The organism is Rhodopila sp., assembly GCF_035548235.1.
Taxonomy (GTDB): domain Bacteria; phylum Pseudomonadota; class Alphaproteobacteria; order Acetobacterales; family Acetobacteraceae; genus Rhodopila.
The window spans coordinates 1-24,719 of record NZ_DASZTJ010000251.1; the positions used below are offsets into that span (position 1 = coordinate 1).

Consider the following 24,719-nt stretch of genomic DNA (forward strand, 5'->3'; position numbering starts at 1 on the left):
CGTTGCGGCCCAGGTCCAGCAGCATCAGGTGCTCGGCCCGTTCCTTGGGATCGGCCAATAGCTCCTGCTCCAGCGCCTGGTCTTCCTCGTGCGTCGCGCCACGGCGCCGCGTGCCCGCCAGGGGACGGATCGTCACCATCCCGTCGCGCAGCCGCACCAGCACCTCGGGCGAGGAGCCGATGATCTGGAACCCGCCGAAATCCAGGAAGAACAGGAACGGCGCCGGGTTGATCCGCCGCAGCGCGCGGTACAGGCTGAACGGCGGCAAGGCGAACGGCACCGAGAAGCGCTGCGACAGCACGATCTGGAATGCGTCGCCGGCGGCGATGTACTCCTTGCAGCGTGCCACGGCCGCCAGGAAGTCCTCTTTCGAGACATTCGACGACGGGGCCGGCGGGTCGGGCAGCATCACCGGCGGCGGCGGGTGGGGCAGGGGCCTTTGCAGCGCCGCCTCGGCGTCGTCCAGCCGGTGTTGCGCACGCTCCCACGCGATCTCGGCCGTCGCGTCGCCGGTCGGATAGACCGGCGTGACCAGCGACAGCTCATCGTTGACGTTGTCGAAGATGGCGAACAGCGTCGGACGCATCATGATGCCTTCCGGCACCCCGATCACGTCGCGGTTCTTCTCCGGCAGCTTTTCCATCTGCCGGACCATGTCGTAGCCCAGGTAGCCGACCAGCCCGCCGGCCATCGGCGGCAGATGCGCCGGCACGTCCAGCCGGGTCTCCTGGATCAGGCCGCGCAGGCTCTCCAGCGGCGCCTTCGCCTCCGCCACGAACGCATGCGGCGCCGACAGCGCGTGGCGGTTCACCGAAGCCCTGCCGTCCACGCAGCGCCATACGAGGTCGGGCCGCATGCCGATGATGGAATAGCGGCCGCGCGCCGCCCCACCCTCCACGCTTTCCAGCAGGAAGGCGTTCGGTTGCCCGTGCGCAAGCTTCAGGAACGCGGCGACCGGCGTCTCCAGGTCGGCGACGGTCTTGCGCCAGACCAGGTGGCCGCGTCCCTGCTCATAGGCAGACCGGAAGGCGACGAAACCGGGTGAGGCGTGCGCGTTCATGGTTCCTCTTTAATGCGGCTGTACAACGTTGTCGAAGTTGCGCTGGTTGATCCGGGGATTGGCCCGCTCGCGCAGCGCCTGGGCGAAGACGGTGCCGACGTCGTTGCCGATGGAGCGGGCGACGGCGGACCGGGCTTCCTCATATCCCGCCTTGTCCTTGGCGGCGTCCGGCTTCCGGACCTCCACCAGTTGCGCGACGACGAAGCCGTTGGCGGTTTCCACCATCGTCGCTTCGTGCGGCTTCAGGCCGAACATCACCCGCACCAGGGTGGGCGGGACCGACGGGTCGCTGCCGTCCCGGGTCAGCAGCGGCGAGAGGTGAGGGGTGACGCCGGCCACGGTGGCGGCGTCGGAGAACGACTTGCCGCCCTGCACCGCGGTCATCATCGCGGTCGCCGCGACATTCTCCGCCCGCCGCCGCTGGTCGTCCTTCCAGTCCGCCAGCACGCTGTCCTTCACCGCGTCATAGGGTTTCGTGCCGGGCGGCGTCACCGCCTCCACCACCAGCGCGTAATAGGCCGAGGCGCCGTTGGAGGGCGTGGGCACTTCGGTCAGTTCCGGCTGCGTATTGGGCTGGGTGTCGAAGGCGGCCTTCACGATCGCCGCGCGCAGGGCCGCCGGGCCGGGGATCGGGGCGGGCGTGCCGGTTTCGGTATTGCCGTCGGCGTCCAGCGTGCCGGTGACGCCCACCAGGCCCAGATCGCCGGGCAGGTCGTCCAGCGACGCCCCGTTGCCCAGGAGCTGGTCGACCTTGTTCGCCCGCTCATACAGAAGGTCGGTGGCCTTGCCGGCCACGACGCGGTTGCGGATCGTGTCCTTGGCCTGGTCGAACGTGGTCTCCCCGCCGGCGACGATCTTGGTCACCTTGACCACGAACCAGCCCAGCGCGCCCTTGACCGGGTCGGAGACGGCGTTGACGGCGGTGGCGGAGAACACCGCCTTCGCCAGGTCCGGATCGGGGAACTGCACCGGCGTCGCGTTGTCCTGCTCGATCGCGCTGGCCCCGCCGGCCTGCGCCGCCTGCTGCATCGCGGCCCAGTCCGCGCCGCCGCGCCACTTGGTGGCCAGCGCCTGCGCCTTGGCCTCATCCGGCGCCGAGATCACCTGCGCCGAACGGAGCGGCTGGGTGACGAACTCGGAGTTGTGCTGGTCGTAATAGGCGTGCAGTTCGTCGTCGGTGACCTTGATCTCCGAGGCGAGCGATTCGGGCGACAGCTCCACCGCCTTGATGCGGCGGTATTCCGGGGTGCGATAGAGGTCGGGATGGTTGTCGTACCAGCGATGCAGCACCGAATCGGCCGGCGCGGCCGGCTCCGGCGCGGCCGAAAGCGGGAAGTCCGCCATGTCGACGGACCGCTTCTCGAACTCCGTCTCATACAGCGCCTTCACCTCGGTATCCGGGGCGGCGACGTTGCTGTCCACGGCCGACAGCAACTGGCGCTGCGCGACATCGGCGCGCAGCACGTTCAGGAAGCGGTCCTCGGTGAAGCCGTTCCTCTGCAGGATGGTCTCGAACTGTGCCTTGTCGAACTGCCCGGCCTTGTTCTGGAAGGCAGGCATGCCCTGGACCGCCGCCAGCAGCGCCGCGTTCGGGGTGACGACGCGCAGGCGGCTGAGCTCGTGCGTCATCACGGCTTCGCCGATCATCTGGTTCAGCGTCTCCTCGCCGATCTGGCGGCGCTGGTCGGTGCCGATGTCCTGGCCCGGCTGCAGCTTGGCCGAGGCCGTGGCCACGGCGCGCTGGAACTGGGCCTGGAAGGCGGGGATGTCGATCGTCTCCCCGTCCACTTTGGCGACCCATGTCGGCTGCCCGCCCAGAAGCTGGCCCAGATTGCCGCCGATGCCCCAGCCGATGAAGGCGATCGCCGTGATTCCAAAGAAGATACGGGCGGGCCAGGACTCGGTCAGGCGGCGTAGAGAGGAGATCATTCGACCCGTGCGGTCCCTGCATGAACGGACAGGGCGCCCGTATAGGCGGGTGGCGGTCACAAGGCCAGCGGTCTTCGCAACCGAGGCTTGACGCAGGCGTCCCGCCCGATAAACGAAGCGTAATCCGTCCGGACCGCGCCATCACGGGCGGCTGGTCCGGGCGCCGGACGGCGGATGCCAGGTGGTGTGTGCCACGCGGGACGTAACAAGCGGGACATACCGGGCGGAAGACGCCAGGTGGCAGACGCCAGGCAAGACTCTCAGACGGGAAACGGACATGCGCCAACTGATCGCCGGCAACTGGAAAATGCACTGCCTGATGCGGGAGGCAGTGGCCCTCGCCGAAGGGGTCGCGGCCGGGGCGGGCGGGATCGCGGCCGAGCTGCTGGTCTGCCCGACGGCGCTGCACGTGGCGGCGGTGGCCGCGGCGTTGAAAGGCACGCCGGTCGCGGTCGGCGGCCAGGATTGCCATGCCGCCAAGCAGGGCGCCCATACCGGGGACATCGCGGCCCCCATGCTGCGCGACGCGGGCGCGACGTTCGTGATCCTCGGGCACTCCGAACGGCGGCACGACCATCACGAGACCGACGCCCAGGTGCGCGCGAAGACCGTGGCGGCGATCGAGGCCGGCCTGACCCCCATCGTCTGCGTCGGTGAGACCGAAGCCCACCGGTCGGTGGGAGAAGAGCAGAGCGTGGTCGCGGGCCAGCTTGCGGGCAGTCTGCCGACGCCGTTTCCCGGCGTTGTCGCCTATGAGCCGGTCTGGGCGATCGGCACCGGCAAGACTGCGACCGAGGCCGATGTCGAGGCCATGCATGGCTGCATCCGCCGGGAGCTTCTGCGCCTGCTGGGCGCGGCCGGGGCAGGGGTGCGCATCCTCTATGGCGGATCGGTCCGGCCGGCCAATGCCGGCTCGCTTCTGGCGCTCCCGGAGGTGGGGGGCGCTCTGGTCGGGGGAGCGAGCCTGAAGGCCGATGATTTTCTGGCGATTGCCCGCGCCGCCGTGTCCGGCTAAGAGGCGCGCGTCGGGCGTGCCGCCGAACGACCTTGGGCGGCGCGCCCCGTCCTGCGTCCCGGCTTCCGAAGCCGCCGCCACGGTTTGAAGGTTCCCCGCGTTGAGCACCGTCCTGTTGATCGTCCACCTGTTCGTGACCCTTCTGCTGATCGGCGTCGTGCTGATCCAGCGCAGCGAGGGCGGCGGACTGGGCATCGGCACCTCGCAGGGCATGGGGTCGTTCATGTCGGGGCGCGGGACGGCGAACCTGCTGACGCGGACGACGGCGATCCTGGCGATCGTCTTCATGGCGCTGTCGATGCTGCTGGCGATGCTGAACAAGGGCAACGGCGTGCATCGGTCGATCCTGGACAATCTTCCCGCCACCAGCGCGCCGGCGACACCGGCAACCCCGCCGGCGCCAGCCCCGGCGGGGGCGACGGCTCCCGCCGTTCCGGCGCCGACGCCCTCCACACCCGCGCCGAACTCGACATCGGCCCCGGCACCCGCGCCAGCCCCGGCGGCAACCCCCGCGCCCGCACCCGCGCCGGCCGTTCCGGCCCCTGCGGCGCCGGCCCCCGCGACGTCTGCGCCGGCGGCCGCCCCGACCGGAAGCGCGACGACGACGGCGCCGCCCAGCGCCAAGTCGCCGGCGCCGGAACCATCCGCACCCAAGAACTGATCGTCCTTCGCATGTTTGTGTTGCTCAGGGCGGGCTTCCCCCGCCCCGATTCGGCTCGCTATAAAGGTCGCCCATGACGCGATATGTGTTCATCACTGGCGGCGTGGTCTCCTCTTTGGGTAAAGGCATCGCCGCGGCCGCGCTTGGCGCGCTGCTGCAGGCGCGCGGCTACTCGGTCAAACTGAGGAAGCTCGATCCGTATCTGAACGTCGATCCCGGCACCATGAGCCCCTACCAGCACGGGGAGGTGTTCGTCACCGACGACGGCGCCGAAACGGACCTGGACCTCGGGCACTACGAACGTTTTACCGGCGTGCATGCGACACAGCTCGACAACGCCACCACCGGGCGCATCTACCGCGACGTCATCGCCAAGGAGCGGCGGGGCGACTATCTCGGCGCCACGGTGCAGGTCATTCCGCACATCACCGACGCCATCAAGGAAGCGGTGCAGCGGGAGACCGCGGCCTTCGACTTCGTGCTGGTGGAGATCGGCGGCACCGTCGGCGACATCGAAAGCCTGCCCTTCCTGGAAGCCATCCGCCAGCTCAGCAACGAACTGGGGCCGAGCGCGTCGATGTTCGTGCACCTGACGCTGGTGCCCTATATCCCGTCCGCCGGGGAGCTGAAGACCAAGCCGACCCAGCATTCGGTGAAGGAACTGCTGAATGTCGGCATCCAGCCGCAGATGCTGCTGTGCCGCTGCGATCGGCCCATCCCCGACAACGAACGGCGCAAGATCGCGCTGTTCTGCAACGTCCGGGCGCAGGCGGTCATTCCGGCCCTGGATGTCGATACGATCTACCAGGTGCCGATCGCCTATCACCAGGAAGGCATGGACCGCGAGGTGCTGCGCCATTTTGGCCTGCCGCACGACGACGAACCCGACCTGACCCGCTGGCGGCGCATCCTGAACACGATCCGCACGCCGGAAGGCGAGGTGCGGATCGCGGTGGTTGGAAAATACACCAACCTGCTCGACAGCTATAAATCGCTGGGCGAGGCCCTGTCGCACGGCGGCATCGCCAACCGGGTGAAGGTCCGGCTGGATTGGGTGGACAGCGAAATCTTCGAGCAGCCCGACGCCGTCCAGCGGCTGGAGGACGTGCACGGCATCCTGGTCCCCGGCGGCTTCGGCGAACGCGGCACGCCCGGCAAGATCGAGGCAGTCCGTTTCGCCCGCGAACGCAACGTGCCGTTCTTCGGCATCTGCTTCGGCATGCAGATGGCGGTGATCGAAGCCGCGCGCAACCTGGCGGGGCTGCACGACGCCTCCTCGACCGAGTTCGGGCCTTGCGACACGCCGGTCGTCGGCCTGCTGACGGAATGGTCGCGCGGCAATTCGGTCGAGATGCGGACCGCCGACGACGACAAGGGCGGCACGATGCGCCTGGGCGCCTATCCGGCGGTGCTGGGGGAGGACAGCCTGGTCCGCTCGATCTATGGCGGCGCGGACCTGATCCACGAACGGCACCGGCACCGGTATGAGGTCAACGTCAACTACCGCGAAAGGCTGGAGGCGACGGGCCTGCGGTTCTCCGGCATGTCGCCGGACGGGGTGCTGCCGGAAATCATCGAGCTGCCGGGCCATTCCTGGTTCGTCGGCGTCCAGTATCATCCGGAACTGAAGTCGAAGCCGTTCGATCCGCACCCGCTCTTCGCCGACTTCATCAAGGCGGCGGTGCGGCAGGCTCGGCTGGTGTGACCGCGCCGGCCGCGGCGGCGTTCTGGTCCAGCACCGGGGACGGCGTCCGGCTCGCGGTCAAGGTGCAGCCGCGTGCGCGCAAGCCCGGCGTGCTGGGGGTCGTCGAGTCGGCGGACGGGCCGCGATTGCGGATCGCCGTCAGCGAACCGCCCGAGGACGGTAAAGCCAATCAGGCCGTGTGCGCCGTCGTCGCCGCGCTGTTGGGCGTCGCCCCCGGTTCGGTCCAGGTCAGCGCAGGCGCATCGTCACGCCTGAAACGCCTGTTCGTGTCGGGTGATCCCGAAACCATCGCCGCCCGCTTGGGCCTGCTGGGCTGATCCCCATCAAACCGGACGGAATCCCGCGGCGGCCGAGGTCCCCAAGGTGCGGAACTTGTCGGAAATCGACGCCAGCCGCTCATCCCACGCCTGGTTGATGGGCTGGTTCTCGATCAGGCCATGGTAGCGGATGATCATCTTGATCAGGAACAGCGGCTTGATGAACGCCGCGCGGAACGCATAGGCCAGCATCACCGCGACGATCAGGGTCACCACGCCGCCCGATTCCCGCATCACCGGCGGCAGCGCCACCGTGATCGCCGCCGCGGGCGCCAGCATCACCAGCCAGACGATCACGGTCAGCACCCGTTCCTGCACCACGATCCACAGCGACGTCATCAGGATCGGCTTCGCGTTCTGCGCGTAATAGACAAGCCCTTGCCGGGCGCCGATCCAAGGATCGCCGTCGCCGCGGGCGAGGTTGTAGGAGAGGATCACTTTGTCGAGGTAGCGGGTCGCCGCCCGCAACACCATCGCAACGAGGGAACCAAGCGATTCGAGCCCGGGGATCGGCAGGATCTGGTCGATCCAGTCCAGCGTCCGGTGGAAGCTGTTGATGATGCCGCGCACCATCAGGTTCAGGCCGTACAGCGCGTTCACCTGGCCGAAGCGCGCCAGCACGACGCGCTTGCCATAGGCGAGCATCGATTCCGATCCGTTGCCGACCTGGCCCGTGGTGATCAGGTCCGTCAGCACCGCGACGTGGCCGCAGGTGAGCAGGTGGAGCATGTAGCGAAGGACCGCGCCCCACAGCCAGCCGATGCCGACCAGGCAGCCGATGAACCAGACGATCCCGAACACGTGGGCGATATGGGTGCCCAGCCAGGCGGCGCCGCCGAACATGACGATCAGCCAGATGATGCCGGCGACGGAGCATCCAAGCAGGATGCCGAAATGCGCGACCGCATAGGGGGCGCTGCGCACCAGCAGGCTGATCGCGGTGCCCAGGCCGTAGTCGCGGACCTGCAACGGATAGTGGTGCGCGGACGGCGCCGCCGCCTGGTTCCACGCATTCGAAGGATTGGGAAATCCCGCCGTTTGATCGGACATGACGGTCGTCTCCGATTTCGTTCCGGAAGTATGCGTAAACTCGCGACCGGCATGCCATTCACGGTTTCGTGTGCGGACCGATGTCGGTACGGCAATATCCCGGTTTCTTCCCGTCATGACCGGGATCGGGACGGTCGTCCCCGATTTGGTTTCTCCTGTGTCCGGCCGGGCTGCAAAGACACCGGCCGCCGGATACATAGTTATTATGGGGGAACGAGAATCCGCCGCCGCCCGACAATGCGCCGAAGCGACGCGGTGTCCTGCGTGCCGCCAAGGCCGGCGGCACGTCCGCCCCGCGATGTCCGCACCGCCACGGAGCGCCGGAGACCGCACGCCGCCCGAGGTTGTCCGTCGCCCGCGAGGGGCCTTGGCGGTAGGGGGTGGAAGTCTCGGCCGCGACATTATACCAACCTGTCGGGAATGGAGGACGGGTTGCGACGCTTGGTGCGGGGTTTCGCCTGGGATCGGACGGACGGGGCGGCGACCGACGTGTCCGGCGTCGCGGCGGCCTGATCATGTTCGCGTTCCGTATTCTGAACCCGAAATATGCCGGCGCATGGGACCGGTTCGTCCTGTCGCAGCCGAACGGGACGTTCTTTCACCTCTCGGGCTGGACGCGGGCGATCGAGGCGGCGTTCGGCCATCGCACGCTTCATTACTTCACCGAACGGGATGGCCAGGTCACCGGCATCATGCCGCTCGTCTGGATCAAGACGCGGCTGTTCGGCGACACGATGATCTCGATGCCGTTCCGTGGCTATGGCGGTCCGCTGGCGGTGGACCAGGAAAGCGCCGACCAGTTGGAGGAATACGCGGGGCTGCTGCTGCGGGAGTCGACCGCGACGGCGCTGGAGATCCGCTGCCGCGATCCGGCGCCGTCGTGGGACGGCTGGGTGCCGGGACCGCCGCGGTATGCCACGTTCCGCGCGGCGATCGAGGCGGACCACGAGCGCAACATGCAAGCGATCCCGTGCGCGCAGCGGGCGAAGCTGCGCCAGGCGACGCGGAACGGCCTGACCTCGGTCGCCGATCGCGACGCCGACCGGTTCTACGCGGTCCATGCCGAGAGCATGCGGAACCGCGGCGTGCCGGCGTTCCATCGGCGATATTTCCGGATCCTGATGGAAGTGTTCGGCAAGGACGCCGATATCGTCACGGTCTTTGACAAGGAGAAACCGGTTGCATCCGTCATGAACTTCTATTTCCGCGAGGAGGTGCTGCCTTATCACGGCGGCGGGACGGCGGCGGCGCTCGGCCTGGGGGCGAACGATTTCCTGTATTGGGAGGTGATGCGCCGCGCGGCCGATCGCGGCTGCCGGCTGTTCGATTTCGGCCGGAGCCGGATCGGGACCGACTCGTTCGCCGCCAAGCAGGAGTGGGGGTTCCAGGCACAGCCGCTGCACGACGCGATCCGCACCAAGCCCGGCCATCCGGTCCCGGAGGCCGATCGGCCGGACGCCGGGCATCGGCTGCTCAACAAGGCCTGGAAGCACCTGCCGCTGCCGGTCGCGAACGCGATCGGGCCGCGCGTGGCTCGCGGGATCGGGTAAGGCGGTGGGCGGGATCCCCCTGACATGGCGGCGCGCACGGTCGGTGCCCCGGCCGGACGGGAGAGGAGAGGCGGTCTTTGACAGGGAGGGAGAGACGGTCCTTCCATGGCGCCGGGTCCATCCTGGTGCCTCCGGGACCGCGGCACCGACAGGAGTGTCCAAGGTCGCGGAAACGCCATGAACCGGATGGACCTCTCCACCCTTCGGTTCACGCCGCCGCGTGAGGACGTCATCGGCATCACGCGTTCCGAACTGCGCCGGCAGATCGTGCCGACGGGTGGCGGCCTGCTGGGCCTGGGGCTGATCTTCCATCAGGAGGTCGCGGCCGCGGTGCGGACATGGTGCGCCTCCGCCGCCTATGCGCACGGCTTCCTGGTCGTTCCGATCGTGCTGTACCTGCTGTGGGACCGAAGGTCGGACCTCGTGGGCCTGTGCGCGCGCCCGGACTGGCGCACGCTGCCGCTGGGCCTGCCGCTCGCCGCCGCGTGGCTGGCGGCCGAGCGGCTGGGGACCATGGAAGGGCGGCAACTGGTCGCGGTCAGTTTCGCGCAGGTGCTGTTCGTCTCCATCCTGGGGCGCGAGCTTTGGGGGCGGATGGCGGGGCCGCTGCTGTATCTCTATGTCCTGGTGCCGTTCGGCGCCTTCCTCGATCCCGAGGCCGGATCGCGGTTCCTGGCCGCCGCCGTCGCCTTCGGCTGCTTTTACGCCATCCTGATGTACCGCGCGCCGCTGCGGCGGGTGCTGTTCGTCCTGGCGTCGGTCGCGGCGCCGATCGTCGTCAACGGGTTGGGCGTCCCTTGCCTGGGCCGCGCCCTCGGCGGCACCGAGGCGGCCGCCCAGGTCCTGAACGGCTGGCCCATCTTCTCCGTCATCGTCCTGGTCCTGATCGCGCTGGGCCTGCCTTTCCGCCAGACCGGCCAGCCCTATCGCCAGCCGGGCCCCCTGGAGGGCTGGCTGGTCGGGCGGTTGCCGTTCCAGATGGCGGCGATGGTCCTCTCCGGCCTTGTCGTGTTGGCGCTGGCGGGCATCGGCCCCTTGATCGCGGGCACGCTGTGACCCTCGCGCGACGCTGGTCCGGAAGCCCCGGCAAGGCCTGGCCGGACCACGATGCGGTTCCGGTCACGCCGAACATGCTCTAGAACCCGCTCATGTCCGACGATCTGATCTATACGGCGGAAGGCGGCATCGGCCGCGTGACGCTCAACCGTCCGCAGGCGCGCAACGCGATGACCTTCGCGATGTACGAACGCCTCGCCGCGATCGCGGCCGACCCGGGCGACGTCCGCGCCATCGTCGTCACCGGCGCGGGGGACAAGGCGTTCGCCGCCGGGACCGACATCAACCAGTTCCGCGCCTTCTCGGGGCCCGAGGACGCGCTGCGGTACGAAGCGATGATCGACCGGGTGATCGGCGCGATCGAGCGGTGCCCGGTCCCGACCGTCGCCGCCATCGCCGGCGCCTGCACCGGCGGCGGCGCGGCGATCGCCGCGGGCTGCGACATCCGGATCGCGGCCGCCAACGCCAGGTTCGGCTTCCCGATCGCCCGCACGCTGGGCAACTGCCTGTCGATGTCCAACCTCGCGCGCCTCTCGGCCCTGATCGGGCCGGCACGGGTGATCGAGATGATCTTCACCGCCCGCCTGTTCCCGGCCGAGGAGGCGCTGTCGGCCGGCCTCGTCAGCCAGGTCCTGCCGGACAAACCGGCCTTGGACGCTCGGGCCACGGAACTCGCCACGCTGCTGGCGGGCCACGCGCCGCTGACGATGCGCGCGACGAAGGAGGCGCTGCGCCGGCTGCGCGACAGCCTGCCCCCGGACGAGGACCTGATCCGCATGTGCTACCAAAGCCAGGATTTCCGGGAAGGAATGGACGCGTTCCTGACCAAGCGTGCGCCCAACTGGCAAGGCGCCTGAATGGCGTGCCTGGCAGGTCCGAACAGCGGGTCTGAACATTTGTGAAGACGGTCACGCGAAAAATAGACGTTTTCTTAACCGATTTCCGCTAAAGCCCCGCTGTGCGCTTCCTGACCGACTTCGCTGACCAGGCTGTCATGCTGCCGTTGATCATGGCAGTGGCCGTTGTCCTCTTCGCCCAAGGGTGGCGCCGCGGCGCGCTGCTCTGGCTCGTCGTCGTCGGCTGCACCTTCCTGGCGACCCTGGTGCTGAAGCTGATGTTCCTGTCGTGCACGCCGGTTTTCGGGCCGTGGCACATCAACAGTCCCAGCGGCCACGTGGCGGCGGCGACGGTGGTGACCGGCGGGCTGGCGGTGCTGCTGACGAGGCGCAAGGCCAGTATCCTGCCCGCCGCCCTGATGGCCGCGATCGGGATCGGGATCTCGCGGCTGGTGCTGCACATGCACTCCTTCCCCGAGGTATGTATCGGCGCCGGTATCGGCATGTGTGGCGCGGCGGCGCTGATCCGCTTTGCCGGCCCTCCGCCGCAGCTTCGGCCGATGCCGCTGTTCGCGGTGGTCGCGGTGGTGGCGCTGCTGTTCCACGGCATGCACCTGCCGGCGGAGGCCGCGATCCGGCAGACCGCATACCAGGCGGCCTGGTTCATCCCGGCCTGCCGCGCGACCGAGATGCCGATGCAGCCGGATCTGACCGCCCACGCACCGGATTAGCGGAAGGGGCGGGGCCTTACGCCACCGCCTCCAAAAACCCCTCCAACGCCTCCAGGAACCCCTTCGTATTCGCCCCGTGGACGTTGTGGCCGGCCTTCGGCACCGTCACCAGCCGCCCTTGCGGCAGCGCCGCCGCGAAGCGTTCCGCCGCGTCGGCCTCCAGGATGTTCGAATCGCCCCCGCGGACCAGCAATACCGGCAGGTCGAAGGACCGAGCGTCGTCGAGCGTGATGTTTTCCATCGGCCCGGTGCCGCGGACGATGCCCAGGCGGCGCGGGTTGGAATCGCATTTACTGACGTATTTCCCGTCCGCGCGTTCCAGCATGTTGTATTTCACCGTCCGCTCGATATGCGCCCGGGACCGGTACGGGTCGTATTCGCGGACCTTGCGGACGAAATGCTCCAGGTCGTCGAACTCCTGCGCCGCCTGCACGAACCCGGCGATCGCCGCTCGGCCTTTCTCCGACACTTCCGGCCCGACATCGACGATCCCCAAGGCACGCAGCAGGTGCTGCGACCGCCGCGTCAGCAGCATCGCGTTCCGCCCGCCCATCGAGTGGCCGACCAGCACCGGGCGTTCCAGCCCCATGGCGGTGATGAAGGCCTCGGCGTCCAGCGACATCTCGTGGTTGGCATAGGCGACGTCGCGCGACCACTCGCTGTCGCCGTGGCCGCGCTGGTCGAGCGCCAGCACGCGGTAGCGGCGTGCCAGCGACAGGCTGACCAGGTCCCAGGAATGCGCCGACTGGTGCCCGCCATGCAGCAGCACGATCGGCGGCGCATCGGGCCGGCCCCAGGCGAGGAAGTGGAACCGCATCCGCCGCAGCACGATGTTGCAGGACGCGTAGGGAACGTCCGGCGCATGCGGGATGCCCAGGTCGGCGGCGCTGGCGAGCAGGCTGCGGAACTCGTCGGTCCCCGTCATGTCCAGCGGGGCCGTCGTGTCGGCGAAGATATTCAGGTACATCGGTTCAGCGTCTCCGTTCCCGGCGGAAACAAGAGCCTGCCCCTTTCCGTCTGACAAGAGCGGCTTACAATGGGCGCTCGGACGCAACCGCCACGGGACCTGCATGACCGACGCCAAGCTCGACCGCATCCGCGCCTACCAGGAGGAACTGGCGGCGATCCGGCGAGACATCCACGCGCACCCGGAATTGGGGATGGAGGAATACCGGACCTCGGACCTGGTGGCGGCGAAACTGGCGGAATGGGGGATCGAGGTGCATCGCGACGTCGGCAAGACCGGCGTGGTGGGCGTGCTGCGCAACGGCAACGGCCAGGCCGCGATCGGGCTGCGCGCGGACAGGGACGCGCTGCCGATCCAGGAGGCGACCGGCCTGCCGTACGCCAGCCGGACCCCCGGCGTGATGCATGCCTGCGGGCATGACGGCCATACGACGATCCTGCTGGGCGCAGCGAAATACCTGGCGGAAACGCGGAACTTCAACGGCACCGTCAACCTGATCTTCCAGCCCGCCGAGGAAGGCCTGGGCGGCGCCGAGGCGATGCTGAAGGACGGGCTGTTCCAGCGCTTTCCCTGCGACGCGATCTATGGCCTGCACAACAGTCCGGGGCTGGACGTGGGGCGGTTCGTGTCCTCCAGCGGCGCGCGCTTCGCGGGCTGCGCCTTCTTCGATATCCACATCACCGGCAAAGGGGCCCACGGCGCGCGGCCCAACGAGGGCATCGACCCGGTGATGGTCGCGGCGCACCTGGCCACCGCGCTGCAGACGATCGTGTCGCGCAACCTGCCGGCGCAGGACGCGGCGGTGCTCAGCGTGACCCGGATCCAGTCCGGCGACGCCTATAACGTGGTGCCCGAGACGGCGGTGCTGGCCGGCACGGTCCGCTGCTTCAAGACCGCGATCATGGAAACGATCGAAACCAACATGCGCCGCCTGGCCACCAGCGTCGCCACCGGCTTCGGCGCCGAGGCCGAGGTCGCGTTCCGCCGGCTGTTCGCTCCGGTGATCAACGACAAGGCCGAGGCCGCGCTCTACGCCGACGCCGCCGAGGCGGTGACCGGTCCCAACCGCGTGTTCCGCGAGATGCCGCCCACGATGGCATCCGAGGATTTCGGCGCGATGATGGAGGTGGTGCCCGGCGCGCATGTCCATTTCGGCAACGGGCCAAGCGCCGGGGTGCATAATCATCGTTACGATTTCAACGATGAAGCGATCCCCTATGCGGCGGCGCTGTTCGCGGAGATCGCCGAACGGAAACTGAGGACCGAAGCATGACCCCACTCGATCGCGCCCGAAGCTACCAGGACGAGTTGGCTGCCGTCCGCCACGACATCCATGCGCATCCCGAACTGGGACTGGAGGAGCACCGCACGGCGGACCTCGTGGCGGCGAAGCTGGCGGAATGGGGGATCGAGGTGCATCGCAACGTCGGCAAGACCGGCGTCGTGGGCGTGCTGCGCAACGGCAACGGCCAAGCTGCGGTCGGGCTGCGCGCGGACATGGATGCACTGCCGATCGTGGAGGCGACCGGCCTGGACTACGCCAGCCGCAACGGCGGCAAGATGCACGCCTGCGGCCATGACGGCCACACGACCATGCTGCTGGGCGCGGCAAAGTACCTGGCGGAGACGCGGAACTTCAACGGTACGGTCAACTTCATCTTCCAGCCCGCCGAGGAAGGCCTGGGCGGCGCGCTGGAGATGCTGAAGGACGGCCTGTTCGATCGTTTCCCCTGCAACGCCGTCTACGGCATGCACAACTGGCCCGGGCTGCCGGTCGGGCATTTCAAGCTCAGCCCGGGCGCCAGGCTCGCCGGCGGCGCCTTCTTCGACATCCACATCACCGGCAAGGGCGCCCACGGCGCTCGGCCGCACGAATCCGTCGACCCGGTGCTGGCCGCGGCGCACCTGACGACGGCGCTGCAATCGATCGTCTCGCGCAACGTCGCCGCGATGGAGACGGCGGTGGTCAGCGTCACCCGCATGCGGACGGGCGAAGCCTACAACGTCATTCCCGAGACCGCCGTCCTGTCCGGCACCGTGCGCGCCTTTTCCCGCGACGTCATGACGCTGGTGGAGCAGAACATGCGCCGCCTGACCGAAAGCATCGCCGCCGGCTTCGGCGCGCAGGCGCGGCTCGACTTCGACCTGCGCTTTGCCCCCACGGTGAACGACCCGGCGGAGACCGATGCCCTGACCGAAGCCGCCGTCGCCCTGGCCGGCGAGGCCGGCGTCGAGCGCCACGCCGAACCCGAGATGGGATCGGAGGATTTCAGCTTCATGATGGAGCAGGTCCCCGGCGCGCATATCTTCCTGGGCAACGGCGACACCGCCCAGCTTCATAACGACCATTACGACTTCAACGATGAGGCGATCCCGCACGGTGTCGCGCTCTACGCCTTGGTCGCCGAGGGGAAACTGCCCAAGGGTACCAACGACTGACCGTATTCAACCTTCAGGACAGACGCATGACCATTCCCGATCGTATCCTCGGCTACCAGGACGAACTGACCGCCATCCGCCGCGACATCCACGCCCATCCCGAACTGGGGCTGGAGGAATACCGGACGGCGGACCTTGTGGCGGCGAAGCTGGCGGAATGGGGGATCGAGGTGCACCGCAACGTCGGCAAGACCGGCGTCGTGGGCGTGCTGCGCAACGGCAACGGCCAGGCTGCGGTCGGGCTGCGCGCGGACATGGACGCGCTGCCGATCCTGGAGGCGACCGGCCTGCCCCATGCCAGCCAGAACCCCGGCAAGATGCACGCCTGCGGGCATGACGGCCATACCACCATGCTGCTGGGCGCGGCGAAGTTCCTGGCGGAGACGCGGAATTTCAACGGCACCGTCAACTTCATCTTCCAACCCGCCGAGGAAGGCCTGGGCGGCGCGCTGGAGATGCTGAAGGACGGCCTGTTCGATCGTTTCCCCTGCGATGCCGTCTATGGCATGCACAATCGCCCCGGCCTGGCGGTGGGCAAGTTCATCACCGGTCCCTCGGCCCGCGCGGCGGGCGGCGCGTTCTTCGACATCCGCATCACGGGGAAGGGGGCGCACGGCGCCAATCCGCAGTTCAGCGTCGATCCCGTGCTGGTCGCCTGCCATATCGGCGCGGCGCTGCAATCGATCGTGTCCCGGAACATCGCCGCGATGGACACGGCGGTACTCAGCATCACCCGCATCCAGTCCGGCGACGCCTATAACGTCATCCCGCAGCACGCGGTCATGGCCGGCACGGTGCGCGCGATGAAGCGGGAGGTGATGGAGACGGTCGAAACCAACATGCGCCGCCTGGTGACCAGCGTCGCCGCCGGCTTCGGCGCCGAGGCAGAGGTGGATTTCCGCATCATCTTCGCCCCGATGGTCAACAACGAGGCCGAGGCCATCGCCTATGGCGACGCCGCCGCCGCGCTGGTGGGCGAGGAGAACATCCGCCGCGACGCGCCGCCCGGCATGGGGTCGGAGGATTTCAGCTTCATGATGGAACAGGTGCCCGGCGCGCACGTCAACCTGGGCAACGGCACCTCGGCGGCGCTGCACAACCACCTGTACGACTTCAACGACGAGATCATCCCCTACGGCGTCGCGCTGTATTCGGCGATCGTCGAGAAGAAGATGCCGAAAGGCCAGGCTGCCTGATGCTGACGCGGCCGCCGGTTTCAGGCGTGACGATCTGGTGGGACGACCGTCCGATCGTGGCGCGCCAAGGCGACAGCGTCGCCGTCGCCTTGCTGGCGGCCGGCGTCAGGACCACGCGCCTGACCGCGGTCTCGGGCGCGCCCAGGGGGCCGTATTGCATGATGGGCGCCTGCTTCGAGTGCCTGGCGGAGGTCGACGGGGTCGCCAATGTGCAGACCTGCATGACCGAGGTCCGGGAGGGCATGCATGTCAGGACGCAGGCGGGCGCGAAGGCACTGCCATAGTGCTGCCCCGCGTCATCCGGGCGACCTGCCGCACGAGGCCGCGGCGGGGACCGGGCGGGTCGATCCGAACGAGGAAAGCGGCCGATCCCCGGATAGCTGCCGGCCGGGTTGGCGACCGTCCCGGCGGTGCCTTGGGCCTCGATCGGGTTCCTGCAGGCCCGGTCCCGTCGTCGCCGGCGTGACTTCGCGATTGCAATCCCGGCCGATCCGTGCTTTACGCCGCGCCTTCCCTGCCGGGGCGACGGCATCGTCCCCGGCTATGCCCGCGTCCATCCCGGACGTGCGACCCATCCGGTCCAGGGGCAGAGACAAGCCATAGGGGGTTCATACATGCCGCTATACGAAACCGTGCTGATCGCGCGGAACGATGTCACGCAGCAGCAGGTCGAGCAGATCGCCGCCGACATCCAGACCGAACTCGAAGCCGACGGCGGGGCCGTCAAGAAGAACGAGTATTGGGGTCTGCGCAGCCTCGCCTACCGCATCAAGAAGAACCGCAAGGGCCATTACCTGCTGCTCGGCCTGGACGCGAAGCCGTCCTTCGTCTTCGAGATGGAGCGCAAGCTGGGCCTGAACGAAGACGTGCTGCGGTTCATGACCCTTCGCGTCGAGGAGATCGAGGAAGGGCCGTCCGCCGTGCTGGCGCGCAAGTCCGATGAGCGCGATCGCGGCTTCCGCGGCCCCAAGCCGACCGGCCGGTTCGAGAGCGGCCGCCGCCGGGGCTTCGACGACCGTGAGGAATTCCGCGCCCGCGACAACACGGGCGGTGAAGAGTTCCGCGGCGGATTCGAGGAGTAATCGATCATGTCCGAGACGACCGAAGTCAATCCCGCCGCCCGCCGCACCGCTGTCGGCGCGCGCCGTCCGTTCTATCGCCGCCGCAAGTCCTGCCCGTTCTCCGGCCCGAACGCGCCGAAGATCGACTACAAGGACGTGCGCCTGCTGTCCCGCTTCCTGTCGGAGCGCGGCAAGATCGTGCCGAGCCGCATCACCGCGGTGTCGGCGAAGAAGCAGCGGGAACTCGCCGTCGCGATCAAGCGCGCGCGGTTCCTCGCCCTGCTGCCCTATGTCGTGTCGTAAGGAGCCAATTCGATGGCTGCCGTTGAACTGATCCTGCTCCAGCGCGTCGAGAAGCTGGGACAGATGGGCGATGTGGTGAAGGTGAAGCCGGGTTACGCCCGCAACTTCCTGCTGCCCCAGAAGAAGGCGCTGCGCGCCAGCAAGGACAACCTCGCGATCTTCGAGAAGCAGCGCGCCCAGCTTGAGGCACAGAACCTCAAGCGGCGCGAGGAAGCCGAACGCATCGCCGAACGCGTTGTGGGCATGTCGGTGATCATCATCCGCCAGGCGGGTGAGTCGGGCAGCCTGTACGGGTCCGTCTCGGCCCGCGACATCGCCGATGGCTGCACCGCCGGCGGGCTGTCGATCGGCCGCTCCCAGGTGATCCTGGAGCATCCGATCAAGACGCTGGGCCTGACCCAGGTCCGCGTGTCGCTGCATCCGGAAGTGTATATCAACGTGACCGTCAACGTCGCCCGCAGCCCCGAAGAGGCGGAGAAGCAGGCGCGCGGCGAGCAGGTGACGAACGTCGAGGAAGACGAGGCGCCGGCCGAAGGGTTCGGCGTGGAGACCGAGCAGCCCGCGTAACGGCGCTTCCTCGTGGTTGTCGGGAGGGTCCTCTAGGCTCTCCCGTCACGATGGGCGAAGGCCCGGCGGCGCCGAGAACAGCAAGCTGCGCGGCACCGGCGCCTTCCCCGCCGCGACGGGTGGTGGATGGAGTTCCACCCGCGCCCGCGTTGCCGCTCCCCGTGCCAGTGCCCGGCGTCAGTGGATGATGTAGCCCCCGTCGACCACCAGGTCGTGGCCGTGGATGAAGCTGCCGTCCGTGGTCGCCAGGAAGGCGACCGCTTCGGCGATTTCCTCCGGACGGCCCATGCGGCCGGCGGGGACGCGGGCGGTCATCGTCTCCAGCTTGCCGGGGATCGTCCCCCAGGTGTCCTTGTTGAACTGGGTGGCGATCGGGCCGGGGCTGACCGTGTTGACCTGGATGCCGTCCTTCGCCAGCTCATAGGCCATGTTGCGCGCCAGGTGGATCAGCGCCGCCTTGGTCGTGCCGTAGAGGGCGTTTTCCTCCGACGCCACGCTGCCGTGCTGGCTCGCGATGTGGATGATCCGGCCGCCGACCCCGTTGCCGTCCCTTTGGGCGCGCATGGCGGGCAGCACCGCCTGGCTGGCGAAAAACGCGGCGGCCAGGTTGACCTCGATCAGCGCCGCGAAGTCCGCCCGGGTGAAGGCGCCGAACGGCTTGCGGCAGCGGATGCCGGCATTGTTCACCAGCACGTCGATCCGGCCCATGGCCGCCAGGGCGGTTTCCACCATCCGCTCCGCCTCGCCGGGCGTGCCCAGGTCGACGATCGTCCATCGAGCCTCCGGCGCGCCCCCCGCCTTTGCGGCAGCGACGGTGTCGGCCAACTCCGCCTCGGTGCCGTCGGCCGCCAGATAGACCGACAGCCCCTTGGCGGCCAGCGCCAGCGCGATCTCCCGCCCGATGCCGCGCGAGGCGCCGGTGACTAATGCGACCTTGGGGGAGGCGAGCTTGGCGGCGCTCATGCCGCCATCCCGAGATCGGCGGCCTGCCGCCGTTCGTAAGCCTGGCGGGTGGCGTCATAGGCCTGGCCGACGATGCCGCCGCGCACGCTGCCGGCGGCAACCGAACGGTAGGCGGGGCGCCAGCTTTCGGGCAGGGCGACGCTGTCGGGCGGGGCCAGCCACAGCCGGAACAGGCAGCGCTTCAGGGCAGGATCGTCGTGATCCTCGAACTCGGTGCGGGAGTGCAGGGTGACGTGGTTGTTCAGGATCTGCATATCGCCCGGCTGTAGATACATGCTGTAGCACACATCCGGCCGGCGGAGGATTTCGTCAAGCCGCTCCAGCGCTTCCTTCTGCATCGCGGTCAGTTGCGGCACGCCCTCGATCGCCTGGGCCGAGTTCAGGCGGTTGCGGTTCCATTTGCTGAACAGCAGCCCGTCCTTCTCGTCATAGACCGGGTTCGGATAGCAGGCCGGCTCGTCCGGCGCCTGCTCCTGCTGGCGGCTGAAATAATAAGGCTGGTGCAGCAACTCGGCCAAGTCGGGTCGTTCCTTGGCCAGAATGTCATGTGCGGTGACGGAGCTGGACACCAGGCTCTGCCCGCCCGAACGGGCGACGTTGTAGCAGGTCAGCAGCACGATGTCGGCGCTATCGGTATGGAAGTCGAGGTCGGCGTTGGAGGAATAGCCGCGTCCCTTGCCCGACCGATACGTCGTCCCGGCATCCCGGACCGCCGACAGGTACTGGCTCGCCTTGCCCTGCGGCCGAGCGACGCCGGTGTGAAGGCCGATGGCCCAGGTGAGCAGCTCGAACTCGGTGGCCGTCAGTTCGGCCCTTGGCATGCCGCGCAGGATGGCGAAGCCGGTGCCGTCCCGGACCTGCTGCAACGCCGCCGCGATGGTCGGCCCGGCAGCGCCGAGGTCGAAGTCCGCGCGGCGGTAGTCGAGCAGCGGGCGGTCGGGCGTGCAGGCCTTGCGGACGGCGGCGGTCAGGTCCGTCCGGGCCTTGCCGTCCAGTGTGCAGATCCAGCTTCGATCGGCGTCCAGGTCCTGGACCAGCCAGGCGGCGCGTCGGTTTTCGTGCGGCATATCGGGTCCCCTCCGGCGGCATCATGCGCGGATCGGGGGCAGGGGCAAGGCCGGCGGCCCGAACCGCGGCCGGATGTCTTTATGGTAACGATCACGTCGACGGGTCTTTCAGGCCTTGTCAGCGGCGGCGCCAGGGAACAGCGTCGTGAATCCAGAATCCTGGAGGAAACAACATGTCCCCACTCACCGCCTCCGCGCGGGTCAAGACGTTCCAGCGCGCCGCGGTCGCGATGCTGTTGATCACCGGTGCGGTGAACTACGTCGACCGCGTGGCGCTCTCGATCGCCAACCCGCTGGTCCGGGCGGACCTGGGCCTGTCGATCGGGGAGATGGGGGTGCTGCTGTCGATCTTCCTGTGGACCTATGCGCTGTGCCAGCTTCCGGTGGGGGCGCTGATCGACCGGCTGGGGCCGCGCTGGCTGCTGGGGATCGGCGTCATCATCTGGTCGGTGGCGCAGGCGGCGGTGGGCGGCGTGACCTCCATGACGCAGTTCGTCTGGACGCGCATCTTCCTGGGGATCGGCGAATCGCCCCAGTTCCCGCTGGGCGCGCGCGTGGTGCGCAACTGGTTCAACGTCCGTGACCGCGGCACGCCGACGGGCATCTTCAACTCCGCCTCCACGCTGGGGCCCGCCATCGCGCCGCCGCTGCTGACCGGGCTGATGCTGAGCGTGGGCTGGCGGATGATGTTCGTGGTCATCGGCCTCGTCGGCATCGTGGTCGGCGTGGTGTGGTTCTTCGTCTATCGCGACCCGTCCCGGCGCGGCCTGGACGCCGAGGAGACGCGCTATCTGCTGGAGGGCGAGGACGATACGGCCGGCGAGGCGGTCTCGCTGTCGGAATGGGCCAGCCTGTTCCGCTTCCGCACCACCTGGGGGATGATCTTCGGGAATTTCGGGTCGGGCTACATGATCTGGCTCTATGCCGCCTGGCTGCCGGGGTATCTGGAGATCCAGCGGCACATGACGATCGCCCATACCGGCATCGTCGCCTCGATCCCCTATGTCGCGGGGTTCATCGGCAGCCTGTTCGGCGGCTGGTTCTGCGACCGGCTGATGGCCGGCGGGTTTTCACCGATCAACAGCCGCAAGCTGCCGATCGTGATCGGGATGGTCGGGATGGCGGCGTTCACCGTGCTGGCCGCGCTGGTGCCGTCCAACACGATCGCGGTGGTGTGCATCACGGTGTCGATGTTCCTGGGCAACATGTCGGGGGCGACGATCTGGGCCCTGGCGGTGGTGGCCGCGCCGGCGAAGGGCGTGGGCTCCCTGGGCGGGATGCAGAATTTCGGCGGCTTCCTGGGCGGTGCGCTGGCGCCGATGATCACCGGCTTCATCGTGGAGGTCACGCATTCCTTCGTCCCCGCGCTGGTGCTGGCGGGCGTTGTCGGGATCGGGTCGGCGCTGATCTACCTGCTGGTCGTGCAGCGCCCGGTCGACCTGAGCGAAGCGATGCCCGGCCTGGCCCTGCCGGCGGCGTGAGGATAGGGGGGCTTGAAGATCGCCGTTCCGCCCCGATCCTTTGATGTGAAGGAGAATCGTCATGAGCGAAGCCAAACTCGCGCCGAACCTGCCGAAGTGGATGGTGGACCATGCCAACGCCTATATGTCCAGCGGCGGGAAGGAGGGGCATGTCTACACCGTCACGCCGCCCGGCTACGCCGAGATGCATGTGCCGGCCCTGCTGCTGACCACCACGGGGCGGAAGTCGGGGGAGAAGTACATCTTCCCGCTGTTCTATGGCGAGGATAACGGCCGCTACATCATCGTCGCCTCCAAGGGCGGGGCGCCGGACCATCCGGGCTGGTACAAGAACATCCAGAGCAACCCGCAGGTGGAGGTGCAGGTGGGCACCAGGCACCTGCACGCCAAGGCGGTGACGGTGACCGGCCCCGAACGGCAGCGGCTGTGGGAGAAGGCGCTGAAGTTCTGGCCGCCTTACGCGGATTACGCGAAGAAGACGGAGCGGGAGATCCCGGTCCTGCTGTTGGAGCCCGCCGTCTGAGGATGGTGTGGGCCCGTCTGCGGTCGGACGGGCCCCGCTTCGATCGTTCCGGGAACGGCACGGGTAGAGGCAGCGGCCTCGGCATCGCCCTGGCGCTGGGGCTGGGCGTACTGGCGGTGGTCGGGATCGGCACCGCCGTCCGCCGCTGGATCGACCGTCCCATGCCGCAGATGCACTGGCTGAGCGGCGAGGCCGACGGCCTGCCGTACCGGGTCCTGCTGCCCGAGGCCTATGACCCGGCCCGCCGCTATCCGGCGGTGCTGTACCTGCACCAGTACCTGATGGGCAACGATCCCGACGCGCTGCTGCACGAGGTGGAGGGCTGGTTCGCCAAGCCCTGGTTCCGCCGGGACTACGCCGCCATCGTCGTGGTGCCGGTGCTGGACCAGCGGCAGGACCGCGGCGCCAATTTCGGCGGCAAGCGCACCGCGCCGGTGGAGGAGGACGCGGCCATCGCCGCGCTGCGCCAGGCCTCGGCCCAGTACCATGGCGACCCTGACCGGACTTACGTCACGGGCAACTCGATGGGCGGCATGGGGGCTTGGGACATGCTGATCCACTACAACACGCGGACGGGGGACAAGGGGCACGTGTTCGCCGCCGGGCTGGTGCTGGCGGGCCGGGACGGCGTGGCGGACCCCGAGGCGGCAGCGAAGGTGCTGCGGGGGGTGCCGATCTGGGCGATCCATGGCGGGCAGGACCATGAGGTCGGGTTGGACTGGGACCGGACGATGGCGCGGCTGCTGGGCGGGGCGCCGGGGTTCCGGTACACCGAGGACCCGGGGCTGGGGCACGATGTCTGGCACACCTGGTATGAGCGGCCGGAGGTCTGGGGGTGGCTGTTCGGGCAGCGGGCTTGAGGTGGCGATCAAACGCGCGCTCGGCCGGCCGGCTTTCGAGGCGGACCCGAGCGTGGTTTGGCGGGGACTGGTGGATGCGGGGTATGAGCAGGTGCCGGTCATGGCGTCCCATACCGCCGCGGTCGCGCAGTTGCCGGCGGTGCACCGGGATCCGTTCGACCGGTCGCTGGTGGCTCAGGCGGCGGTGGAGGGGGTGACGCTGCTGACGGAGGATGCGCGGCTGGCGGCGTATCCGGGGCCGGTTCGGGTGGTTTGCGGGTTTTTGGTGGTTGCGCTGGTGTGTTCGGCAATGCTATCGTCAATTGATAGCATTCTGGAGGCCTCATGGGTCAACTGATCGTCCGTGGCCTGGACGATGCGATCATCCAGGCTCTGAAGCAGCGGGCCGCGCGCAAGGGGCGGGCCGCGGAGGCGGAACATCGTGCTCTCCTGGAGGAAGCTCTCCGCTCGGAGATCGAAACGTTCGCCGAGGCTGCCGCTCGGTTGCGCGCTCGGACGCCGCCCCAGGTGTCGGACAGCGCCGATCTCGTGCGGCGGGATCGGGACCGGAATCACCTGAAGGCCGATGCGTGAAGGCGGCGGTCGTCGACGCTTCGGTTGCCGCGAAATGGGTGGTGGAGGAGCAGCACAGCGCGGAGGCGGCGTTGCTGCTGGCGTATGACGCGCTGTACGCGCCGGATCACTGGCGGGCGGAGGCGGTCAATGTGCTGTGGTCCAAGGTGTTTCAGGGCGATCTGACCGAGGCGGATGCCAGGGAGCGAATGGCGGTGCTGATGAGAGCGCCAATTGCGGAGACCCCGATTGCGACGCTGATGCCTCGGGCGTTCGAGATCGCGGTGGCGCGGATGGTGACGGTTTATGATGCGCTGTATGTGGCACTGGCGGAGCAGCGTGGAGTGCCGATGGTGACGGCGGATGAGCGGCTGGTTCGGCGGATGGCGGGGGAGTTGGTGGTCGGGGTCCAGTGTATTACTTATAAGTAACAAATGCGGGGGCTAGCGATCCCGCCCCTGAATCCGAGATTCGACGCGGACTTTTGCAGATCAAGCAACCCGGGTGACTGCGCAGCCCTGGAAGATCCCCAACCCCCTTGCATTCCCCCCCAAAATCCCCCATACCCCGCCAGCCCGAAGCCGGACCCCCGGCAGCGGGCAAATCCGCACGCGGGGACCCTTTCCAGCCTCAACCCCTGGAAGCCCGGTGGCGAAAGCCAGACCCCGCGGAGGCACAACCGGACGACTGGAAAGGACACGCACGCCCATGGCGATGCCAGATTTCTCCATGCGTCAGCTTCTCGAAGCTGGCGTTCACTTCGGCCACCACACCCGCCGCTGGAACCCGCGGATGGCGCCGTTCCTCTACGGCACCCGCAACCAGGTCCA

General features: G+C 68.5%; 27 protein-coding genes and 1 pseudogene. 22 read left to right on the forward strand and 6 right to left on the reverse strand.

Annotation, left to right across the window (positions count from 1 at the left end):
* Both VHB27_RS20150 and VHB27_RS20155 read right to left on the reverse strand, forming a co-directional pair.
* Positions 1–1,060 (reverse strand): anthranilate synthase component I family protein (locus VHB27_RS20150; RefSeq protein WP_325603910.1); only part of this gene is annotated, 1,060 nt, incomplete at its 3' end.
* 9 nt (positions 1,061–1,069) lie between these two features.
* Positions 1,070–2,989 (reverse strand): peptidylprolyl isomerase, encoded by a 1,920-nt coding sequence (locus tag VHB27_RS20155; RefSeq protein WP_325603912.1) that lies wholly within the window; start codon positions 2,987–2,989, stop codon positions 1,070–1,072.
* Between the two features lie 277 nt (positions 2,990–3,266).
* On the opposite strand from VHB27_RS20155, the gene tpiA reads away from it, so the two are divergent.
* The 4 genes and pseudogenes from tpiA (at position 3,267) to VHB27_RS20175 (ending at position 6,687) form a co-directional block, all read left to right on the forward strand.
* A complete protein-coding gene (gene tpiA, locus VHB27_RS20160) occupies positions 3,267–4,004 on the forward strand; it encodes a triose-phosphate isomerase (RefSeq protein WP_325603914.1) in 738 nt (245 codons plus the stop codon).
* A 100-nt stretch (positions 4,005–4,104) separates the two neighbouring features.
* Positions 4,105–4,464, forward strand: a pseudogene (gene secG, locus VHB27_RS20165) (preprotein translocase subunit SecG); the annotation flags it as partial.
* A 274-nt stretch (positions 4,465–4,738) separates the two neighbouring features.
* A complete protein-coding gene (locus VHB27_RS20170) occupies positions 4,739–6,370 on the forward strand; it encodes a CTP synthase (RefSeq protein WP_325603916.1) in 1,632 nt (543 codons plus the stop codon).
* Positions 6,367–6,687 carry a DUF167 domain-containing protein gene (locus VHB27_RS20175; protein ID WP_325603918.1) on the forward strand — a complete coding sequence of 107 codons (321 nt, stop codon included), beginning with the start codon at positions 6,367–6,369 and terminating at the stop codon, positions 6,685–6,687. Before VHB27_RS20170 ends, VHB27_RS20175 begins: the two co-directional genes overlap by 4 nt.
* A gap of 6 nt (positions 6,688–6,693) precedes the next feature.
* On the opposite strand, the gene VHB27_RS20180 is transcribed toward VHB27_RS20175, so the two are convergent.
* On the reverse strand, positions 6,694–7,737 hold the full coding sequence (locus VHB27_RS20180; protein WP_325603920.1) for a hypothetical protein: 1,044 nt from the start codon (positions 7,735–7,737) through the stop codon (positions 6,694–6,696).
* Between the two features lie 515 nt (positions 7,738–8,252).
* Here VHB27_RS20180 and VHB27_RS20185 point away from each other — a divergent pair.
* From VHB27_RS20185 to VHB27_RS20200, 4 genes are all read left to right on the forward strand, one after another.
* Positions 8,253–9,287 (forward strand): FemAB family XrtA/PEP-CTERM system-associated protein, encoded by a 1,035-nt coding sequence (locus VHB27_RS20185; protein ID WP_325603922.1) that lies wholly within the window; start codon positions 8,253–8,255, stop codon positions 9,285–9,287.
* Positions 9,288–9,464: 177 nt separating this feature from the next.
* Positions 9,465–10,343 carry an archaeosortase/exosortase family protein gene (locus VHB27_RS20190; protein ID WP_325603924.1) on the forward strand — a complete coding sequence of 293 codons (879 nt, stop codon included), beginning with the start codon at positions 9,465–9,467 and terminating at the stop codon, positions 10,341–10,343.
* Positions 10,344–10,435: 92 nt separating this feature from the next.
* Complete coding sequence (locus tag VHB27_RS20195) at positions 10,436–11,200, forward strand: enoyl-CoA hydratase/isomerase family protein (RefSeq protein WP_325603926.1); 765 nt, start codon at positions 10,436–10,438, stop codon at positions 11,198–11,200.
* A 137-nt stretch (positions 11,201–11,337) separates the two neighbouring features.
* The gene (locus VHB27_RS20200; RefSeq protein ID WP_325603928.1) at positions 11,338–11,910 is read left to right on the forward strand and encodes a phosphatase PAP2 family protein; all 573 of its coding nucleotides are present in this window, start codon (positions 11,338–11,340) and stop codon (positions 11,908–11,910) included.
* A gap of 16 nt (positions 11,911–11,926) precedes the next feature.
* On the opposite strand, the gene VHB27_RS20205 is transcribed toward VHB27_RS20200, so the two are convergent.
* Positions 11,927–12,877, reverse strand: a complete 951-nt coding sequence (locus VHB27_RS20205; protein WP_325603930.1) for an alpha/beta fold hydrolase — start codon at positions 12,875–12,877, stop codon at positions 11,927–11,929.
* 103 nt (positions 12,878–12,980) lie between these two features.
* Between VHB27_RS20205 and VHB27_RS20210 the strand changes: the two genes are divergently transcribed.
* From VHB27_RS20210 to rplI, 7 genes are all read left to right on the forward strand, one after another.
* Positions 12,981–14,150 carry a M20 aminoacylase family protein gene (locus VHB27_RS20210; RefSeq protein ID WP_325603932.1) on the forward strand — a complete coding sequence of 390 codons (1,170 nt, stop codon included), beginning with the start codon at positions 12,981–12,983 and terminating at the stop codon, positions 14,148–14,150.
* Entirely contained in the window at positions 14,147–15,316 is a 1,170-nt protein-coding gene (locus VHB27_RS20215) for a M20 aminoacylase family protein (RefSeq protein WP_325603934.1), read from the forward strand. The genes VHB27_RS20210 and VHB27_RS20215 overlap by 4 nt, the downstream gene beginning before the upstream one ends.
* Positions 15,317–15,342: 26 nt before the next feature.
* Entirely contained in the window at positions 15,343–16,512 is a 1,170-nt protein-coding gene (locus VHB27_RS20220; protein WP_325603936.1) for a M20 aminoacylase family protein, read from the forward strand.
* Positions 16,512–16,796: a (2Fe-2S)-binding protein gene (locus tag VHB27_RS20225; protein ID WP_325603938.1), complete on the forward strand. Its 285-nt coding sequence runs from the start codon at positions 16,512–16,514 to the stop codon at positions 16,794–16,796. Before VHB27_RS20220 ends, VHB27_RS20225 begins: the two co-directional genes overlap by 1 nt.
* 330 nt (positions 16,797–17,126) lie before the next feature.
* Positions 17,127–17,594, forward strand: a complete 468-nt coding sequence (rpsF, locus tag VHB27_RS20230) for a 30S ribosomal protein S6 (RefSeq protein WP_325603940.1) — start codon at positions 17,127–17,129, stop codon at positions 17,592–17,594.
* 6 nt (positions 17,595–17,600) lie between these two features.
* Entirely contained in the window at positions 17,601–17,876 is a 276-nt protein-coding gene (gene rpsR, locus VHB27_RS20235; protein WP_325603942.1) for a 30S ribosomal protein S18, read from the forward strand.
* 12 nt (positions 17,877–17,888) lie between these two features.
* Positions 17,889–18,443, forward strand: coding sequence for a 50S ribosomal protein L9 (rplI, locus tag VHB27_RS20240; protein WP_325603944.1), 555 nt, complete (start codon positions 17,889–17,891; stop codon positions 18,441–18,443).
* Positions 18,444–18,620: 177 nt separating this feature from the next.
* On the opposite strand, the gene VHB27_RS20245 is transcribed toward rplI, so the two are convergent.
* Both VHB27_RS20245 and VHB27_RS20250 read right to left on the reverse strand, forming a co-directional pair.
* Complete coding sequence (locus VHB27_RS20245; protein ID WP_325603946.1) at positions 18,621–19,406, reverse strand: SDR family NAD(P)-dependent oxidoreductase; 786 nt, start codon at positions 19,404–19,406, stop codon at positions 18,621–18,623.
* A complete protein-coding gene (locus VHB27_RS20250; protein ID WP_325603948.1) occupies positions 19,403–20,473 on the reverse strand; it encodes a TauD/TfdA family dioxygenase in 1,071 nt (356 codons plus the stop codon). The genes VHB27_RS20245 and VHB27_RS20250 overlap by 4 nt, the downstream gene beginning before the upstream one ends.
* Before the next feature lie 173 nt (positions 20,474–20,646).
* Between VHB27_RS20250 and VHB27_RS20255 the strand changes: the two genes are divergently transcribed.
* The 7 genes from VHB27_RS20255 to VHB27_RS20285 form a co-directional block, all read left to right on the forward strand.
* Complete coding sequence (locus tag VHB27_RS20255; RefSeq protein ID WP_325603950.1) at positions 20,647–21,954, forward strand: MFS transporter; 1,308 nt, start codon at positions 20,647–20,649, stop codon at positions 21,952–21,954.
* A gap of 61 nt (positions 21,955–22,015) precedes the next feature.
* Positions 22,016–22,477, forward strand: coding sequence for a nitroreductase family deazaflavin-dependent oxidoreductase (locus VHB27_RS20260; protein ID WP_325603952.1), 462 nt, complete (start codon positions 22,016–22,018; stop codon positions 22,475–22,477).
* 2 nt (positions 22,478–22,479) lie between these two features.
* Positions 22,480–23,337, forward strand: coding sequence for an alpha/beta hydrolase-fold protein (locus VHB27_RS20265; RefSeq protein ID WP_325603954.1), 858 nt, complete (start codon positions 22,480–22,482; stop codon positions 23,335–23,337).
* A 1-nt stretch (position 23,338) separates the two neighbouring features.
* The gene (locus VHB27_RS20270) at positions 23,339–23,674 is read left to right on the forward strand and encodes a type II toxin-antitoxin system VapC family toxin (protein WP_325603956.1); all 336 of its coding nucleotides are present in this window, start codon (positions 23,339–23,341) and stop codon (positions 23,672–23,674) included.
* Positions 23,662–23,910 carry a FitA-like ribbon-helix-helix domain-containing protein gene (locus VHB27_RS20275; RefSeq protein ID WP_325603958.1) on the forward strand — a complete coding sequence of 83 codons (249 nt, stop codon included), beginning with the start codon at positions 23,662–23,664 and terminating at the stop codon, positions 23,908–23,910. The genes VHB27_RS20270 and VHB27_RS20275 overlap by 13 nt, the downstream gene beginning before the upstream one ends.
* Positions 23,907–24,320, forward strand: coding sequence for a type II toxin-antitoxin system VapC family toxin (locus tag VHB27_RS20280; RefSeq protein ID WP_325603960.1), 414 nt, complete (start codon positions 23,907–23,909; stop codon positions 24,318–24,320). The genes VHB27_RS20275 and VHB27_RS20280 overlap by 4 nt, the downstream gene beginning before the upstream one ends.
* A gap of 277 nt (positions 24,321–24,597) precedes the next feature.
* On the forward strand, positions 24,598–24,719 hold a 122-nt coding region (locus tag VHB27_RS20285; protein ID WP_325603962.1), incomplete at its 3' end, for a 30S ribosomal protein S2.